This is a genomic window from Ruegeria sp. BHSC276, from assembly GCF_059612945.1.
The window spans coordinates 252,833-267,686 of record NZ_JBXWRP010000005.1 but is presented as its reverse complement, the minus strand read 5'-3'; the positions used below and the strand labels follow the sequence as shown (position 1 = coordinate 267,686).

The window sequence follows — 14,854 nt, the reverse complement described above, 5'->3', positions numbered from 1 at the left end:
CGTCAATCCCGCCGGATACGCCCCACCAGCCGCGCCCATCCTCCCGGTGCCACGAAAAACGACAGCCCGAACCCGGTCGCGAACCCACCCAGATCGGCAACCCAATCCGAGGTGCCGCCGAAGATCAGGCCGAACAGCAATTGGATGCCCATCAGCACCGCGATTAACTGGAATGCCCGTGCCTGGTTCTCTCCGACCAGCGACAGCCTGCGCCATAGCAGCCAGGTGAACGCGCCGATCAGGCCATAGACCGGCGGGAAGCCCCCGACCAGCGGATAGCGCGGGTCCAGCAGCACCGCATAGGCCAGCGCCCCGCCCACGCCGGACAGCACAAAGATCACCAGCATCGCAAAACCGCCAAACACCTCGCCCACCATCTTGCCCATCGCCAAAACAAAGACGCAGACAAAAAGCGCCTGGGTAAAACTGCCTGACACGAAGGGGTAGGTGAAGAACCGGATCACATGCTCGACCGGCCAACGCCCGTTCATCACCATCCAGTCGAAGATGTCGGCCGAGAAGGAATAGCGCTGGATCGCCTCCAGCCGCCAGCCTACCGCGCCGGGTCCGCCGACCAGGCCGCGCGTGCCGAGGGTGAAGGCCAGTTCGATCCCCATGATGAACAAGACCAGCGCCACCACCACGGGTGGCAGGGGGTTCACGGGAGGTGTGTAGTGCTCGCTGCTCATCGGGCGGGCCTTTCGCGGCTGTTGACGTCCCTTTGCCTCATGGGTAAGCGACGGAGGCTTATTTTTCCAGACGGGAGTTCCCTTCCATGACCGAGACCAAGTTCACGCCGCGCGTGTTTTCCGGCATTCAGCCCTCGGGAAACCTGCATCTTGGCAACTACCTTGGTGCGCTCAAGCGTTTTGTGGACATGCAGGGGCCGGAGATGGAGACCGTGTACTGCATGGTAGATCTTCACGCGATCACCGTCTGGCAGGATCCCAAGGAACTGGCGCATTCCACGCGCGAGCTGTGCGCGGGCTTCATCGCCGCCGGCATCGACCCCGAACAGTCGGTCCTGTTCAACCAGTCCCAGGTGCCCGAGCACGCGCAACTGGCCTGGATCTTCAACTGTGTCGCGCGCATGGGCTGGATGCAGCGCATGACCCAGTGGAAGGACAAGGCTGGCAAAAACCAGCAGAACGCTTCTCTGGGTCTGTTCGCCTATCCCTCGCTGATGGCCGCTGACATTCTGGTCTATCACGCGACCCATGTGCCGGTGGGCGACGACCAGAAACAGCACCTTGAACTGACCCGCGACATCGCCATCAAGTTCAACCACGACTATGGCGTCGATTTCTTCCCGATCACCGAGCCGGTGATCGAGGGCGCGGCGACGCGCGTGATGAGCCTGCGCAACGGGGCCAAGAAGATGTCCAAGTCGGACCCGTCCGACATGAGTCGGATCAACATGACCGACGATGCCGACACAATCGCCAAGAAGATCCGCAAGGCCAAGACCGACCCCGACGCCCTGCCCTCGGACGTGGACGGGCTGGAAGGCCGCCCCGAGGCGCGCAACCTGGTCAACATCTATGCCGCGCTCAGCGATCAGACGGTCGAGCAGGTTTTGTCCGAGGTCGGTGGCAAGCAGTTTGGTGAATTCAAGCCGATGCTGGCCGATCTTGCAGTCGCAAAGCTGTCGCCGATCTCGACCGAGATGGCGCGGCTGATGGGCGATCAGGCCGAGATCGACAGGATCCTGGACCGTGGCGCGGAACGGGCGCGGGAGATCGCGGCTCCGATCCTCAGCCGCACCTACGAGATCGTGGGGATGGTGGGCGCCGGCCGCGCCTGAGAACCAGATGGAAACAGCAACGCCGCCCCGGATCCGGGGCGGCGTTTTTCGTTGCAGATCAGGCAGCCTGCGGGTGAAGTTTTTCCTCGACGATGGATTCAGCCACCACATGGGGGCTGACGCCATCCACCTTGGCGCGGGTCAGGATGCGGTCCATCGTCCGCTCCAACGCCTCGAGCCGCTGACCGACCCAAGCTTCGCGGTCCTTGATCTTCAGGATTTCGGTCGCCACGTTCACGATCCCGCCGCCATTGGCCACGAAATCCGGGGCGTAAAGGATGCCGCGGTCATGCAGTCGCTGCGCGTCGACATCGGTTGCCAGCTGATTGTTGGCCCCTCCGGCCACTGCGCCGACCTTCAGCAGCGGAATGCTGGTTTCGTTCAGGATGCCGCCGATCGCGCAGGGCGCGAAAATATCCGCCTCGGCCGCATAGACCGCATCAGGCGCAACGGCCTGCGCCGCGAACCGGTCCGCCAGCCGGGTAGTCTGGCCCGCATCGATGTCGGTAATCACCAGTTTCGCCCCTGCGTCATTCAGCAGCGCACACAGGTGTTCGCCCACATGGCCCAGCCCTTGCACTGAGATGGTCTTGCCGCTCAGGTCGTCGGACCCGAACCGATGCCGCGCAGTCACGCGGATGGCGTTGAAGATCCCGCGGGCGGTGATGGGCGACGGGTCGCCGCTGGCGAACGGGCCATCGGACAGACCGGCGACATATTCGGTTTCGGTGCCGATCTGGGCCATGTCGGCCGGGGTCATCCCCATGTCCTCGGCCGTCCAGTACCGGCCACCAAGGCTTTGCACAACGCGCCCGAAGGCCTGCAACAGCCGGGGCGTCTTGTCCGCGCTCGGGTCGCCGATGATAACGGCCTTGCCCCCGCCCAGCGGCAGATCGGCCGCTGCGTTCTTGTAGGTCATGCCCCGCGACAGGCGCAGCGCATCGTCCAGCGCCTCGGACGGGTGACCATAGGTGCGCATCCGCACACCGCCCGCTGCAGGCCCCAATTGCGTGGAGTGGATCGCCACAAAGCCCGAAAGCCCGCTGGCGGCGTCTTTGAATTCGACCACACGCTCGTGATCTGGCGCGTCAATCGTGGTTATTTCCATTTTGCTCCTCCGGAAAGACAGATAGAGTTTGCCACATCGGACCGAGCGATTTTCGCCAATAGATGCTGGTCAGAACATACCTCTTGGCGATAGTAATAATCTGAGCCGATTATTTTAGGGATTTTCTCCATGGACCAGATCGACCGCAAGATCGTGCGCGCGCTGCAGCAGGACGGACGAATGACCGTTCTGGACCTGGCCGAAAAGGTGGGCCTGTCGCCCACGCCCTGCGCACGACGCCTGGAGCGCCTGCGCCGCGACGGGGTGATCACCGGATATTCGGCGCAGGTCGACCCCGAGAAACTGGGCTTTGGCGTCACGATTTTCGTGTCTGTCGAACTGGAGAAACAGGACCGCAACGCCATCGACGCATTCGAACGCGCCATCCTGCGCTGTGACGAGGTGATGGAGTGTTACCTCATGACCGGCTCGCGCGACATCCTGCTGCGCGTCGTGGCGCGTGACCTGACCGCCTTCGACGCGTTTCTGGAGAACCGGCTGATGCAGATTCCGGGCATCCGCAACCTACGCTCCAACTTCGCCCTGCGCGCGATGGTCAAGCGCGACGTGTTGCCATCGTCGGCCGGATAATCTGCTGGACCTCGGGCGCGCGCGCTCCTACGGTTCGGCGGAATTGACGGAGGGCACAATGGCAGTCGGCAAGAATATCCGCACCTATTTCGATGGAACATGGCACGATGGCGATGCCCCGATCATGCGGGCCGCGGACCACGGGGCCTGGCTGGGATCATCGGTGTTTGACGGCGCGCGCTATTTTGACGGAATGGCGCCCGATCTGGCGGCGCATTGCGACCGGGTGAATCGCTCGGCCGAGGCGCTGATGCTGACCCCAACGGTGTCAACGGAACGGATGGTCGAGCTGGTCCAGGAAGGGCTGGCGACCTATCCCAAGGATGCCGCGGTGTACATCCGCCCAATGTACTGGGGCATCGACGGCGACGCGACCGCGATCGTGCCGCAGGCCGGAAGTACCGGGTTCGCGATCTGCCTGGAAGAGATCCCGATGGCCCCCGAAACCGCTTCGGCCACCCTGACCACCACGCGGTTCCGCCGGCCGGTCCTGGAAAACGCCGTGGTCAACGCCAAGGCCGGGTGCCTGTATCCCAACAACGCGCGCATGCTGACCGAGGCCCGCTCCAAGGGGTTTTCCAACGCGCTGGTGGCCGATGCCCTTGGCAACGTGGCCGAAACTGCAACCGCCAACATCTTCATGGTCAGGGATGGCGAGGTCTTTACCCCCATTCCCAACGGCACCTTCCTTGCCGGCATCACCCGCGCGCGGCACATCGACAACCTGCGCCGCGACGGGGTGACGGTGCATGAAACGGTGCTGTCCTTCGACGATTTCCGTGCGGCGGACGAGGTGTTCATGTCCGGCAACATGAACAAGGTCACACCGGTGACGGCCTTTGACGATACCCAGTACCAAGTCGGCCCCGTCACGCGCCGGGTGCGGTCCTTGTACTGGGACTGGGCCGCAAGCGCCCGTTAGTTGGCCCGACCGAGTTGCCAGACTGCCAAGGCTGGGGCATGATCGCCAAAATCTTGAGAGGACAGTCATGCGCAAGTTCCTTGTAGTTCTGGATGACAGCCGCGAATGCCTGAATGCCATGCGCTTTGCGGCCATGCGGGCGGCGCATACGGGCGGCGGCGTGACCATCCTGTCGGTCATTCCGCCGGATGAGTTCAATCACTGGATCGGCGTGTCCGAAGTGATGCGCGAAGAGGCCCGCGAACGCATCCACGCCCATTTCGAGGTCTTCGCGAAATGGATGCGCGACAAGCAGGGGATCGAACCCGAACTGGCAATCCGAGAAGGCGAGCCGGTGGCCCAGATCATCGAACATATCCGCTCGGACCCGGAAATCGGGGTTCTGGTTCTGGGGGCCGGCACGGGCAAGAAGGGGCCCGGGCCGCTGGTCACACAACTGACCCGCAACGCCGGCGGCTTGCCGATTCCGATCACCATCGTGCCGGGCGACCTGAGCAAAGAGAAGCTCGAAGAGATCACCTGATGCCCGCCACCCTGCACTTCTGGTTCGATTTCGCCTCGACCTATTCTTACCTAAGCGCCATGCGCGTAGAACGGGAGGCGGCGCGGCGCGGGGTGCGCGTGGAATGGCAGCCATTTCTGCTGGGTCCCATTTTTGCCGAACAGGGCTGGACCACCTCGCCTTTCAACATCTACCCGACCAAAGGCCGGTACATGTGGCGCGACATGGAGCGGCTGTGCGCCTTGCGCGGCCTGCCGCTGACCCGTCCGGACCCGTTTCCGCAGAACAGCCTGAAAGCGGCGCGCCTGGCGCTGGCGCTTCCAGACTCCGGCCCACGGGCCGCGTTCGCGCGGGCCGTCTTCTCGGCCGAATTCGGAGATGGCCGCAACATATCCGACGACACAGTCCTGCAGGATGCGCTGTCCCAGGCAGGCGCCGCACCCGAGATGCTGGACCAGCTGTCAGATCCGGCCATCAAGGCCGCCCTGTTCGAACAGGTCGACCGCGCCAAGGCATTGGGCCTGTTCGGCGCGCCCAGCTTCGTGGCCGGCTCGGACCTGTTCTGGGGTGACGACCGTCTGGACATGGCGATCGAGCATGCAGCCCTGGATTAGAATCGTTCCAAATCTTGACTTCCCCGCGCCCGGCGCGCATATCAGACGCAAGCGATACGGAGCGCCGCCATGTTCATCCAGACCGAATCCACGCCGAACCCGGCAACTCTGAAATTCCTGCCCGGCCAGACCGTGCTCGAGGCGGGCACCGCGGATTTCCCGACGGCCGAGGCCGCCGAAAACTCGCCGCTGGCCAAACGCATCTTTGCGGTAAAGGGCGTAACGGGTGTGTTCTTCGGCAACGACTTCGTGACCGTCACCAAGGATGACGACGTTCAGTGGGACCACATCAAACCCGCGATCCTGGGCGCGGTGATGGAGCATTACCAATCCGGCCAGCCGGTCATGGGGGCTGGGGCGGATGCGGCCTCGGGTCACGCGGAACACACCGGCGAAGATTCGGAAATCGTCAATCAAATCAAGGAACTGCTCGACAGCCGCGTCCGCCCCGCCGTGGCGCAGGACGGCGGCGACATCACGTTCCACGGGTTTGATCGCGGTGTTGTCTACCTGCACATGCAGGGGGCCTGCGCGGGCTGTCCGTCTTCGACCCTGACTCTGAAGATGGGGATCGAGAACCTGCTGCGCCACTACATTCCCGAAGTGACCGAGGTTCGCCCCGTTGCCGTCTGAGCCCAAGGTTCTGGCCTTTGACACATCGGCCGCGCATTGCGCGGCCGCTTTGATTTGCGGCCCGGACATCATCGCCAGCCGTGCCGAACCCATGGCCCGCGGTCAGGCCGAGCGATTGATGCCCTTGCTGCAGGACATCCTGCCCGAGGCCGGGCTGGACTGGTCCGGGCTGGACGCGATCGGCGTCGGAACCGGGCCAGGAAACTTCACCGGCATCCGCATCTCGGTCTCGGCCGCGCGTGGTCTGGCGCTGGGCCTGAACAAACCCGCAGTCGGGGTGTCGGGCCTCGAAGCCCTGGCCGCGCTGGCCCCTTCGGGCCACATTCCGGCCATCCCCGCCCCGCGGGACCAGGTCTATTTGCAGAAGCCGGGAGCCGCACCGCAAGTTCTGCCTCGGGATCAGGCAGAATCACTGGGGCCGCTGTTTACCAACGACGACCCGGAGCAGCTGGCCTGCGCGATCGCGCGCATCGCCGCGCAACGCCGGACCCTGCCGCAAACACCGCCCGCGCCGTTGTATCTGCGCCCGGCCGATGCCGCGCCGTCGCGCGACGCGCCGCCGGTCCTACTGGATCCATGACGCCACAGGAGATGGCCGAAACCCATGCCGCGGCCTTTACCCAGTCGCGCCCCTGGACCGCGTCGGAGTTTGCCGATCTGACTGCAGGCCGTTTCACGCATGTGCTCGGAAACAAATCTGCTTTTGCCCTGTTCCAGGTCATTGGCGACGAGGCCGAGCTGCTGACCATTGCAACCCATCCCGACCGCCAGAGGCAGGGACTGGCGCGGGCGCTCATGCAGGGCTGGCAGACGCGCGCCAGCGCTCTGGGCGCGTGCCGCGCCGTTCTGGACGTCGCGGACGACAACATTCCGGCCATTGCACTCTATCAAAGTTGCGGTTATGCGCCCTGCGGTCTGCGCCGGGCCTATTACAGGCGTCCCGGGGCGAACAATGTCGATGCAATTATGATGGAGCGCACGCTGCCCTGACGAAAGCCGAGCGATTCCGAGACCAATTGGTCAAAAAGCGGTTGACCATGTCAGTTTCAGACGGCCTTAATTGCCGCTATCACAGCAGTTCTGCTCGCTCTGAGCGGGGCTGGGCGTAAGACCCGGTCCCGAAGTCATAATAAACAACGGGAGTATATGATGACCCTGATGAAATCCTTGATGGGCGCAGCCGCCGCCTTTGCACTGACGGCCGGCGCAGCCATCGCCGAACCGGCAATCATCTTCGATCTTGGCGGCAAGTTCGACAAATCGTTCAACGAAGCGGCCTATAACGGCGCCAAGCGCTGGGCCGACCAGACCGGCAAATCCTTCCGTGAAATCGAGCTGCAGTCGGAAGCGCAGCGCGAACAGGCCTTGCGCCGTTTTGCCGAAGCTGGTTCCAACCCGATCATCACCATGGGCTTTGCCATGGCCGATCCGCTGGCCGCTGTCGCGCCCGATTACCCGGACACCAAGTTCGTCGCTGTTGACGTAACCTGGCTGGACGCACCCAATATCCGCCAGATCGGCTTTGCCGAGCATGAGGGTTCGTACCTGGTCGGCATCCTGGCGGCCATGGCCTCGAAAAACGGCACCGTTGGCTTCATCGGCGGTATGGATATCCCGCTGATCCGTCATTTCGGGTGCGGCTACGCCCAGGGCGCCAAATCGGTGAACCCCGATATCAACGTCGTCGCCAACATGACCGGCACCACCCCGGCCGCATGGAACGACCCGGTGAAGGGCTCGGAGCTGACCAAAGCGCAGATCAGCCAAGGCGCTGACGTCATCTATGCCGCGGCCGGCGGCACTGGCGTGGGTGTCCTGCAGACCGCTGCAGACGAAGGCATCCTGTCGATCGGCGTAGACAGCAACCAGAACCACCTGCACCCGGGCAAGGTTCTGACCTCGATGCTCAAGCGCGTGGACGTTGCCGTGTATGACGCCATGAAAGCAGGCGAGGACGTCGAAACCGGCGTGTTCACCATGGGCCTGGCCGAAGACGGTGTGGGTGTTGCCATGGACGAGAACAACGCGCCGCTGGTGACCGACGAGATGATGGCCGCCGTTGAGAAGGCGCGCCGCGACATCATCGACGGCAATGTCACCGTCGTCAGCTACTACGAGAACGACAGCTGCCCGGCACTGCAGTTCTGATATCGCACGGGGCGGGGGAGGCCCTCCCGTCCCGCATCCACTCATGCCGCTGTTTCGCAACGACCCGATGATCGCGAGTTCAGCGCAGCTTTTTCGGCAATCGAGGACAAGACATGACAGTCCCCGCCATCGAGCTCAAAGGGATTTCCAAAGCCTTTGGGCCAGTTCAAGCGAACAAGGACATCTCGATCAGCGTCGCCCCCGGCACGATCCACGGGATCATCGGTGAAAACGGTGCGGGCAAATCCACGCTGATGAGCATTCTTTACGGCTTCTACAAGGCCGACAAAGGTGAAATCTGGATCAACGGCAAAAAGACCGACATTCCCGACAGCCAGGCCGCGATCGCCGCGGGTATCGGCATGGTCTTTCAGCATTTCAAGCTGGTTGAAAATTTCACCGTTCTGGAAAACATCGTTCTGGGCGCCGAAGATGGCGGGCTGCTGGCCCCCTCGCTGGCCAAGGCCCGCAAAGAACTGAAAGAGCTCGAGCAGGAATACGAGCTCTTCGTAGACCCCGACAAGCGCATCGACGAGATCGGCGTGGGCATGCAGCAGCGGGTTGAGATCCTCAAGGCGCTGTATCGCAAGGCGGAGATCCTGATTTTGGACGAACCCACCGGGGTGCTGACCCCGGCCGAGGCCGACCAGCTGTTTCGCATCCTCGATCGGCTGCGCGCCGAAGGGAAGACCATCATCCTGATTACCCACAAGCTGCGCGAGATCATGGAGGCCACCGATACGGTGTCGGTGATGCGCCGCGGCCAAATGACCGCCACGGTCAAGACCGCCGAGACCAACCCCGAGGAGCTGGCCGAGTTGATGGTCGGGCGCAAGGTTCTGCTGCGCGTCGACAAGGTGCCGGCCAAACCCGGCAAGCCCATTCTGGAAATCGAGAACCTGCGGGTGACGGATTCAACCGGTGTCGAGCGCGTCAAGGGCATCGACCTGACGGTTCGCGCGGGCGAGATCGTAGGCATCGCGGGCGTCGCCGGAAACGGGCAGTCCGAGCTGCTCGAGGTGTTGGGCGGAATGCGCCCCGGATCGGGGACGATCAGAATGAACGGCGTTCCTCTGGCGTTGAGCGGGCCGGGGTCGGACGGGCAAGCGCGCCGCTCCCAGGGCATCGCCCATGTGCCCGAGGACCGGCAGCGGGAAGGCTTGATCATGGATTTCCACGCCTGGGAAAACGTGGCGTTCGGCTATCACCGCGACCCGGCCTATCAGCGCGGGATCTTCATGGACAACGCCGCCCTGCGCGCCGACACCGAACGCAAGATCGAGAAATTCGACGTGCGTCCGCCGAATGGCTGGCTGTCGGCCAAGAATTTCTCGGGCGGGAACCAGCAGAAGATCGTCGTGGCGCGCGAAATCGAGCGAAACCCCGACCTGCTGCTGGTGGGTCAGCCGACCCGCGGTGTGGACATCGGGGCGATCGAGTTCATTCACAAGCAGATCGTCGCCCTGCGCGACCAAGGTAAGGCGATCCTGCTGGTCTCGGTCGAACTGGAAGAGATTTTCTCTCTGTCTGACCGGATTGCCGTGATGTTCGACGGACATATCATGGGCGAGCGCCTGCCCCATGAAACGGATGAAAAAGAACTGGGCCTGTTGATGGCCGGTGTTGCGGGGGAGGCCGCGTAACATGGACAAGATGCCAAAATGGGCCGACGTCATTCTGATCCCGCTGATCAGTCTGATCCTGGCCGCGATCCTGTCGACCCTGGTCATTCTGGCCATCGGCGAAAACCCAGTCGAGGCGGTGAACCTGATGGTCACCGGCGCGCTTGGGTCGACCTATGGCTGGGGCTACACCCTGTATTATGCCACCAACTTCATGTTCACCGGTCTGGCGGTCGCGGTGGCATTCCACGCGCGTCTGTTCAACATCGGCGGCGAAGGCCAGGCAATGTTGGGCGGACTGGGCGTCGCCATGGTTTGCCTGTATGTGCCGTGGCCGCACTGGAGCATCGCCCTGCTGGCGGCCATGGCCGCCGCGATGCTGTTCGGGGCGGCCTGGGCGGCGATTCCGGCCTATCTGCAGGCCAAGCGCGGAAGCCATATCGTGATCACCACGATCATGTTCAACTTCATCGCCGCGGCGCTGCTGAACTACATGCTGGTCAACGTGATGCGGCCGGCCGGTTCGCAAGACCCGGCGACCGCCCGCTTTGCCGAGGCGGTACATCTGCCCACGCTGCACGAAATGCTGGCACCGATAGGAATCAACTTCTCCAAGGCCGCCCCGGCCAACATTTCGCTGATCGTGGCGCTGTTGGCCTGTGTCGTGGTTTGGGCGCTGATCTGGCGCACCCGTCTGGGCTATGAAATCCGGGCCTATGGGCATTCGGAGACCGGTGCGGTCTATGCCGGTATCTCGCCGGTGCGCATCACCATCGTGGCGATGCTGATCTCGGGCGCTTTGGCGGGTCTGATGGCGATCAACAACGTCATGGGCGAGGCCGAGCGGCTGGTTCTGAACTCGACCGAGGGCGCAGGCTTCATCGGCATCGCCGTGGCCCTGATGGGCCGCTCGCACCCGTTCGGCGTGTTCCTGGCGGCCATCCTGTTCGGCTTTCTGTACCAGGGCGGCGCGGAACTGGCGCTGTGGACCTCGATCCCGCGCGAACTGATCGTGGTGATCCAGGCGCTGGTGATCCTGTTCACTGGGGCGCTGGACAACATGGTGCGCATGCCGCTTGAAAAGCTGTTCCTGGCCCTGCGCAAGGAGGCGAACTAATGGACTCCTTCCTGACACTGATTCAAGTTCTGGATTCGACCGTCCGCTTGGCCACGCCGCTGCTGCTGGCCTGTCTGGCAGGGCTGTATTCGGAACGCGCGGGCATTTTCGACATCGGCCTCGAGGGCAAGATGCTGATGGCTGCGTTCTTCTCGGCGGCGGTTGCGGCCGTCACCGGATCGGTCTGGCTGGGCCTGCTGGCCGGGATCGCAGCGTCGCTGGTGTTGTCGGCCCTGCACGGGCTGGCCTCGATCACCTTCCGCGGCAATCAACTGATTTCGGGCGTGGCGATCAACTTTCTGGCGGCAGGCCTGACCGTGCTGATCGCACAGGACTGGTTCCAGCAGGGCGGCCGCACGCCCTCGCTGTTCGGAGGCGGCCGGTTCGAACCGATCACATTCCCCTTTGCCGAGGCGCTGAGCGGCGTCCCGATCATCGGGCCCATCTACTCCGAACTGCTGTCGGGCCATTCGATTCTTGTATATGTGGCGTTTCTGATGGTTCCTGCCACGTGGTGGGTGCTGTTCCGCACCCGTTTTGGGCTGCGGCTGCGCGCGGTCGGGGAAAACCCCGCCGCCGTTGATACCGCAGGGGTTTCGGTGGTCGGCCTGCGCTATGCCGCCGTGGCCATCTGCGGTGTTCTGTGCGGGATCGCCGGGGCCTATCTGGCAACCGGGTTGCAGGCCGGTTTTGTCAAGGACATGACCGCCGGCCGCGGGTTTATCGCACTGGCAGCCCTGATCTTCGCCAAGTGGCGCCCATGGCACGCCATGTGGGCCTGCCTGCTGTTCGGGCTGCTGCAGGCGGTGGCGCTGCGGTTCCAGAATATCGATCTGGGAGGCATCGTGATCCCGGTGCAGGCCATGGACGCGCTGCCCTATATCCTGACGGTCGTGATCCTGGCCGGTTTCGTCGGCAAGGCCATTCCCCCGAAGGCAGGGGGCGAGCCGTACATCAAGGAGCGATAAGGCCAGTTCGGGACTGATTGGCAGTCCTGTTCGCTGCACAGCGGCATGCAGAGTTGATTTTGCATGCCGCAACCGCTCTAAAGGGGTATGCACGTCTACCTTCCCATTGCCGAAGTGTCCGTGAGCCCCTCCCTTTTGCTGGGTATCGGAATCACGGTCGGATTCCTGTCGGGAATGTTCGGCGTGGGCGGCGGTTTCCTGATAACCCCGCTGTTGTTCCTGATCGGCATTCCGTCGGCCGTCGCCGTGGCGACCTCGGCCAAGCAGGGGGTGGCATCTTCGTTTTCGGGTCTACTGGCCCATCTGAAAAGACGCACCGTCGATCTGAAGATGGGATCGGTTCTGCTGGGCGGCGGCCTGCTGGGCGCCACGATCGGAATGATCGCTTTCAACGCCCTCAAGCATCTGGGACAGGTCGATCTGGCGGTCCAGCTTTGCTATGTGGTGTTCCTGGGCCTGATCGGCAGCATGATGTTCGTTGAAAGCGTGCTTTCCATCCGTCGGGCTCGGCAGGCAGGCGGTACCGTTTCCGCGGGCCGCCGTCGGCGCGGATGGATTCATGGCATGCCGTTCAAGACCCGGTTCAGGGCCTCGAACCTTTATGTCTCGATCATCCCGCCGGTGATGGTGGGCTTTGGCGTCGGGGTCTTGTCGGCCGTCATGGGCGTGGGCGGTGGGTTCATCATGGTGCCGGCCATGATCTATATCCTGGGGATGCCGACCAAGGTCGTGATCGGGACTTCTCTGTTCCAGATCATCTTCGTCGCCGGCTTCACGACGATGATCCATGCCTCGACCAATTTCAGCGTCGATATCATCCTTGCCCTTTTCCTGTTGATCGGAGGCGTCGTCGGCACCCAGTTCGGAACCGGTCTGGGCGCCCGCCTGAAATCCGAGCAGCTGCGCATCCTTCTGGCGGTGATGGTCATGATCGTCGCCGCCAAGGTTGGGCTGGACCTGACCATCGATCCTGTCGAACACTACAACCTGTCTGAATTTCTTGGATAGAACTTATGGTCCGGCACCGCTTCGACACTCACTCACGACCGCCCCGAGAATCCACTGGGCTTGGGCCGGCACTGTCTCCGGCCCCCGCGTTCAGCCCTGCCCCCGCAGATTCAGGAGCGTGTTGACAGCATGTATATTTACCTTCCCATTGCCGAAGTCTCCGTAAATGCCTTTCTTCTGTTGGGGCTGGGCGGAATGGTGGGCATCCTGTCGGGCATGTTCGGGGTCGGCGGAGGCTTTCTGATGACCCCACTGCTGTTTTTCATCGGCATCCCGCCGGCCGTCGCGGTCGCCACCGAGGCCAACCAGATCGTGGCGTCGTCATTCTCGGGGGTGCTGGCGCATTTCCGACGAAAGACGGTCGATCTGAAAATGGGCTGCGTTCTGCTGGTGGGCGGCCTGTTAGGGGCCGCGCTGGGTGTCGTGGTGTTCAACTACCTCAAAAGCCTCGGCCAGGTCGATCTGCTGGTCAAGCTTTGTTACGTGGTATTCTTGGGCGTCGTCGGCGGCCTGATGTTCATCGAAAGCCTGAACGCGCTGCGCAAATCCCGCCGGGCCGGAGGGCCGGTGGCCAAACGCCGTCAGCGCGGATGGATCCATGCCCTGCCCTTCAAGATGCGGTTCCGGACCTCGGGCCTGTATATTTCGGTGATCCCGCCGGTTCTGGTGGGTCTGTGCGTCGGCGTACTGTCGGCCATCATGGGGGTCGGCGGTGGCTTCATCATGGTGCCTGCAATGATCTATCTGCTGGGCATGCCGACCAAGGTGGTCGTAGGGACATCTCTGTTTCAGATCATCTTCGTCACCGCCTTCACCACAATGTTGCATGCCACCACGAACTATACCGTGGATATCGTGCTGGCGGTGCTGCTGTTGGTCGGAGGTGTGATCGGCGCGCAAATCGGCACCGTCATCGGATCACGCATGCCCGCCGAACAGTTGCGCGTGCTGCTGGCCGCGCTTGTTCTCGCGGTCTGCGCCAAACTGGCACTGGATCTGCTTCTCCAACCGGCCGAGCTCTATTCGCTTGGCACCGACGGAGGGCACTGACGTGTTGCGCTGGATTCTAGCCATGGTGTTGCTGTCCCTGCCCGCCGCGGCAGCGCAGGAACAGGTCGTTCTAGGCCTCAGCCAGGACCGGGTTGCCATCACCGCCGATTTCGACGGTTCCGAAATTCTGATTTTCGGCGCCGTCAAGCGCGAGGCGCCCATTCCCGACGGGCCACCGCTGGAGGTGATCGTGGCCGTGGCCGGCCCGTCCGAACCGGTCATGGTCCGCCGGAAGGAAAAGAAATTCGGCATCTGGGTCAACACCGACAGCGTCCTGGTCGATTCCGCGCCCAGCTTTTATGCCGTGGCGACCAGCGCCCCGTTCAACGAGATCATCAGCGACACCGAGGACCTGCGCTATCGGATCTCGATCAAGCGCGCGATCCGCTCGGTCGGGGCCGCGATGCATATCCGGCAGGCGCAGGACTTTGCCGAGGCGGTCGTCAGAATCCGCGAGGACGAAGGCCTGTACTCGATTCGTGAAAACACCGTTGCCGTGGATGAACAGACGCTGTTCCGCACCTCGATCGACATGCCCGCTGACCTGACCGAAGGCGACTATCTGACCCGCATCTTCCTGATGCGCGGCGGTCAGGTGATTTCGGAATTCGAAACCACTATCGACGTACGCAAGGTCGGGCTGGAGCGGTTCCTGTACAACATGTCCCGCCAGCAGCCTGTCTGGTACGGGCTGATGTCGCTGGTGATCGCGATCGCGGCGGGATGGGGGGCATCCACGGCCTTCCGGCTGCTGCGTGAAAGTTGAG

17 protein-coding genes are annotated in these 14,854 nt (G+C 63.1%); 15 read left to right on the top strand and 2 right to left on the bottom strand.

All coding sequences use genetic code 11. The features are described 5' to 3' along the window. Positions 1 to 2 precede the first annotated feature (2 nt). Positions 3 to 689: a rhomboid family intramembrane serine protease gene (locus AC2FMD_RS10445; RefSeq protein WP_170342144.1), complete on the bottom strand. Its 687-nt coding sequence runs from the start codon at positions 687 to 689 to the stop codon at positions 3 to 5. Positions 690 to 775: 86 nt separating this feature from the next. Here AC2FMD_RS10445 and trpS point away from each other — a divergent pair, with 86 nt between their 5' ends. Then, positions 776 to 1,804: a tryptophan--tRNA ligase gene (gene trpS, locus AC2FMD_RS10440; RefSeq protein WP_496742210.1), complete on the top strand. Its 1,029-nt coding sequence runs from the start codon at positions 776 to 778 to the stop codon at positions 1,802 to 1,804. Positions 1,805 to 1,862: 58 nt separating this feature from the next. Here trpS and AC2FMD_RS10435 read toward each other — a convergent pair whose 3' ends face one another. Continuing rightward, positions 1,863 to 2,912, bottom strand: coding sequence for a Glu/Leu/Phe/Val family dehydrogenase (locus AC2FMD_RS10435; RefSeq protein WP_496794981.1), 1,050 nt, complete (start codon positions 2,910 to 2,912; stop codon positions 1,863 to 1,865). A 129-nt stretch (positions 2,913 to 3,041) separates the two neighbouring features. Between AC2FMD_RS10435 and AC2FMD_RS10430 the strand changes: the two genes are divergently transcribed. The 14 genes from AC2FMD_RS10430 (at position 3,042) to AC2FMD_RS10365 (ending at position 14,853) form a co-directional block, all read left to right on the top strand. Beyond that, a complete protein-coding gene (locus AC2FMD_RS10430) occupies positions 3,042 to 3,503 on the top strand; it encodes an Lrp/AsnC family transcriptional regulator (RefSeq protein WP_496682099.1) in 462 nt (153 codons plus the stop codon). 58 nt (positions 3,504 to 3,561) lie between these two features. After that, positions 3,562 to 4,425, top strand: coding sequence for a branched-chain amino acid aminotransferase (locus AC2FMD_RS10425; protein ID WP_496682101.1), 864 nt, complete (start codon positions 3,562 to 3,564; stop codon positions 4,423 to 4,425). A 67-nt stretch (positions 4,426 to 4,492) separates the two neighbouring features. Next, positions 4,493 to 4,948, top strand: coding sequence for a universal stress protein (locus tag AC2FMD_RS10420; protein ID WP_005978853.1), 456 nt, complete (start codon positions 4,493 to 4,495; stop codon positions 4,946 to 4,948). Then, complete coding sequence (locus AC2FMD_RS10415; protein WP_496682103.1) at positions 4,948 to 5,541, top strand: 2-hydroxychromene-2-carboxylate isomerase; 594 nt, start codon at positions 4,948 to 4,950, stop codon at positions 5,539 to 5,541. Before AC2FMD_RS10420 ends, AC2FMD_RS10415 begins: the two co-directional genes overlap by 1 nt. 69 nt (positions 5,542 to 5,610) lie before the next feature. Beyond that, complete coding sequence (locus AC2FMD_RS10410; protein ID WP_496682105.1) at positions 5,611 to 6,174, top strand: NifU family protein; 564 nt, start codon at positions 5,611 to 5,613, stop codon at positions 6,172 to 6,174. Beyond that, on the top strand, positions 6,164 to 6,754 hold the full coding sequence (gene tsaB, locus AC2FMD_RS10405; protein WP_496794980.1) for a tRNA (adenosine(37)-N6)-threonylcarbamoyltransferase complex dimerization subunit type 1 TsaB: 591 nt from the start codon (positions 6,164 to 6,166) through the stop codon (positions 6,752 to 6,754). Before AC2FMD_RS10410 ends, tsaB begins: the two co-directional genes overlap by 11 nt. Further along, on the top strand, positions 6,751 to 7,164 hold the full coding sequence (locus AC2FMD_RS10400; RefSeq protein ID WP_496794979.1) for a GNAT family N-acetyltransferase: 414 nt from the start codon (positions 6,751 to 6,753) through the stop codon (positions 7,162 to 7,164). The genes tsaB and AC2FMD_RS10400 overlap by 4 nt, the downstream gene beginning before the upstream one ends. A 159-nt stretch (positions 7,165 to 7,323) precedes the next feature. Further along, positions 7,324 to 8,322, top strand: coding sequence for a BMP family lipoprotein (locus AC2FMD_RS10395; RefSeq protein WP_496682109.1), 999 nt, complete (start codon positions 7,324 to 7,326; stop codon positions 8,320 to 8,322). A gap of 113 nt (positions 8,323 to 8,435) precedes the next feature. Further along, complete coding sequence (locus AC2FMD_RS10390; protein ID WP_496682111.1) at positions 8,436 to 9,965, top strand: ABC transporter ATP-binding protein; 1,530 nt, start codon at positions 8,436 to 8,438, stop codon at positions 9,963 to 9,965. A gap of 1 nt (position 9,966) precedes the next feature. Next, positions 9,967 to 11,061 (top strand): ABC transporter permease, encoded by a 1,095-nt coding sequence (locus AC2FMD_RS10385; RefSeq protein WP_496682113.1) that lies wholly within the window; start codon positions 9,967 to 9,969, stop codon positions 11,059 to 11,061. Further along, positions 11,061 to 12,029 (top strand): ABC transporter permease, encoded by a 969-nt coding sequence (locus AC2FMD_RS10380; RefSeq protein ID WP_496742208.1) that lies wholly within the window; start codon positions 11,061 to 11,063, stop codon positions 12,027 to 12,029. The genes AC2FMD_RS10385 and AC2FMD_RS10380 overlap by 1 nt, the downstream gene beginning before the upstream one ends. Before the next feature lie 87 nt (positions 12,030 to 12,116). Continuing rightward, a complete protein-coding gene (locus AC2FMD_RS10375; RefSeq protein ID WP_496794978.1) occupies positions 12,117 to 13,037 on the top strand; it encodes a sulfite exporter TauE/SafE family protein in 921 nt (306 codons plus the stop codon). 129 nt (positions 13,038 to 13,166) lie between these two features. Beyond that, positions 13,167 to 14,087 carry a sulfite exporter TauE/SafE family protein gene (locus AC2FMD_RS10370; RefSeq protein WP_496682119.1) on the top strand — a complete coding sequence of 307 codons (921 nt, stop codon included), beginning with the start codon at positions 13,167 to 13,169 and terminating at the stop codon, positions 14,085 to 14,087. Positions 14,088 to 14,109: 22 nt separating this feature from the next. After that, a complete protein-coding gene (locus AC2FMD_RS10365; protein WP_496682141.1) occupies positions 14,110 to 14,853 on the top strand; it encodes a TIGR02186 family protein in 744 nt (247 codons plus the stop codon). The last annotated feature ends 1 nt before the right edge of the window (position 14,854 follow it).

Coding starts and splice junctions, on each gene's coding strand:
- AC2FMD_RS10445 (WP_170342144.1), bottom strand. CDS start 689: ATGAGCAGCGAGCACTACACACCTCCCGTGAACCCCCTGCCACCCGTG.
- trpS (WP_496742210.1), top strand. CDS start 776: ATGACCGAGACCAAGTTCACGCCGCGCGTGTTTTCCGGCATTCAGCCC.
- AC2FMD_RS10435 (WP_496794981.1), bottom strand. CDS start 2,912: ATGGAAATAACCACGATTGACGCGCCAGATCACGAGCGTGTGGTCGAA.
- AC2FMD_RS10430 (WP_496682099.1), top strand. CDS start 3,042: ATGGACCAGATCGACCGCAAGATCGTGCGCGCGCTGCAGCAGGACGGA.
- AC2FMD_RS10425 (WP_496682101.1), top strand. CDS start 3,562: ATGGCAGTCGGCAAGAATATCCGCACCTATTTCGATGGAACATGGCAC.
- AC2FMD_RS10420 (WP_005978853.1), top strand. CDS start 4,493: ATGCGCAAGTTCCTTGTAGTTCTGGATGACAGCCGCGAATGCCTGAAT.
- AC2FMD_RS10415 (WP_496682103.1), top strand. CDS start 4,948: ATGCCCGCCACCCTGCACTTCTGGTTCGATTTCGCCTCGACCTATTCT.
- AC2FMD_RS10410 (WP_496682105.1), top strand. CDS start 5,611: ATGTTCATCCAGACCGAATCCACGCCGAACCCGGCAACTCTGAAATTC.
- AC2FMD_RS10400 (WP_496794979.1), top strand. CDS start 6,751: ATGACGCCACAGGAGATGGCCGAAACCCATGCCGCGGCCTTTACCCAG.
- AC2FMD_RS10395 (WP_496682109.1), top strand. CDS start 7,324: ATGACCCTGATGAAATCCTTGATGGGCGCAGCCGCCGCCTTTGCACTG.
- AC2FMD_RS10390 (WP_496682111.1), top strand. CDS start 8,436: ATGACAGTCCCCGCCATCGAGCTCAAAGGGATTTCCAAAGCCTTTGGG.
- AC2FMD_RS10385 (WP_496682113.1), top strand. CDS start 9,967: ATGGACAAGATGCCAAAATGGGCCGACGTCATTCTGATCCCGCTGATC.
- AC2FMD_RS10380 (WP_496742208.1), top strand. CDS start 11,061: ATGGACTCCTTCCTGACACTGATTCAAGTTCTGGATTCGACCGTCCGC.
- AC2FMD_RS10375 (WP_496794978.1), top strand. CDS start 12,117: ATGCACGTCTACCTTCCCATTGCCGAAGTGTCCGTGAGCCCCTCCCTT.
- AC2FMD_RS10370 (WP_496682119.1), top strand. CDS start 13,167: ATGTATATTTACCTTCCCATTGCCGAAGTCTCCGTAAATGCCTTTCTT.
- AC2FMD_RS10365 (WP_496682141.1), top strand. CDS start 14,110: ATGGTGTTGCTGTCCCTGCCCGCCGCGGCAGCGCAGGAACAGGTCGTT.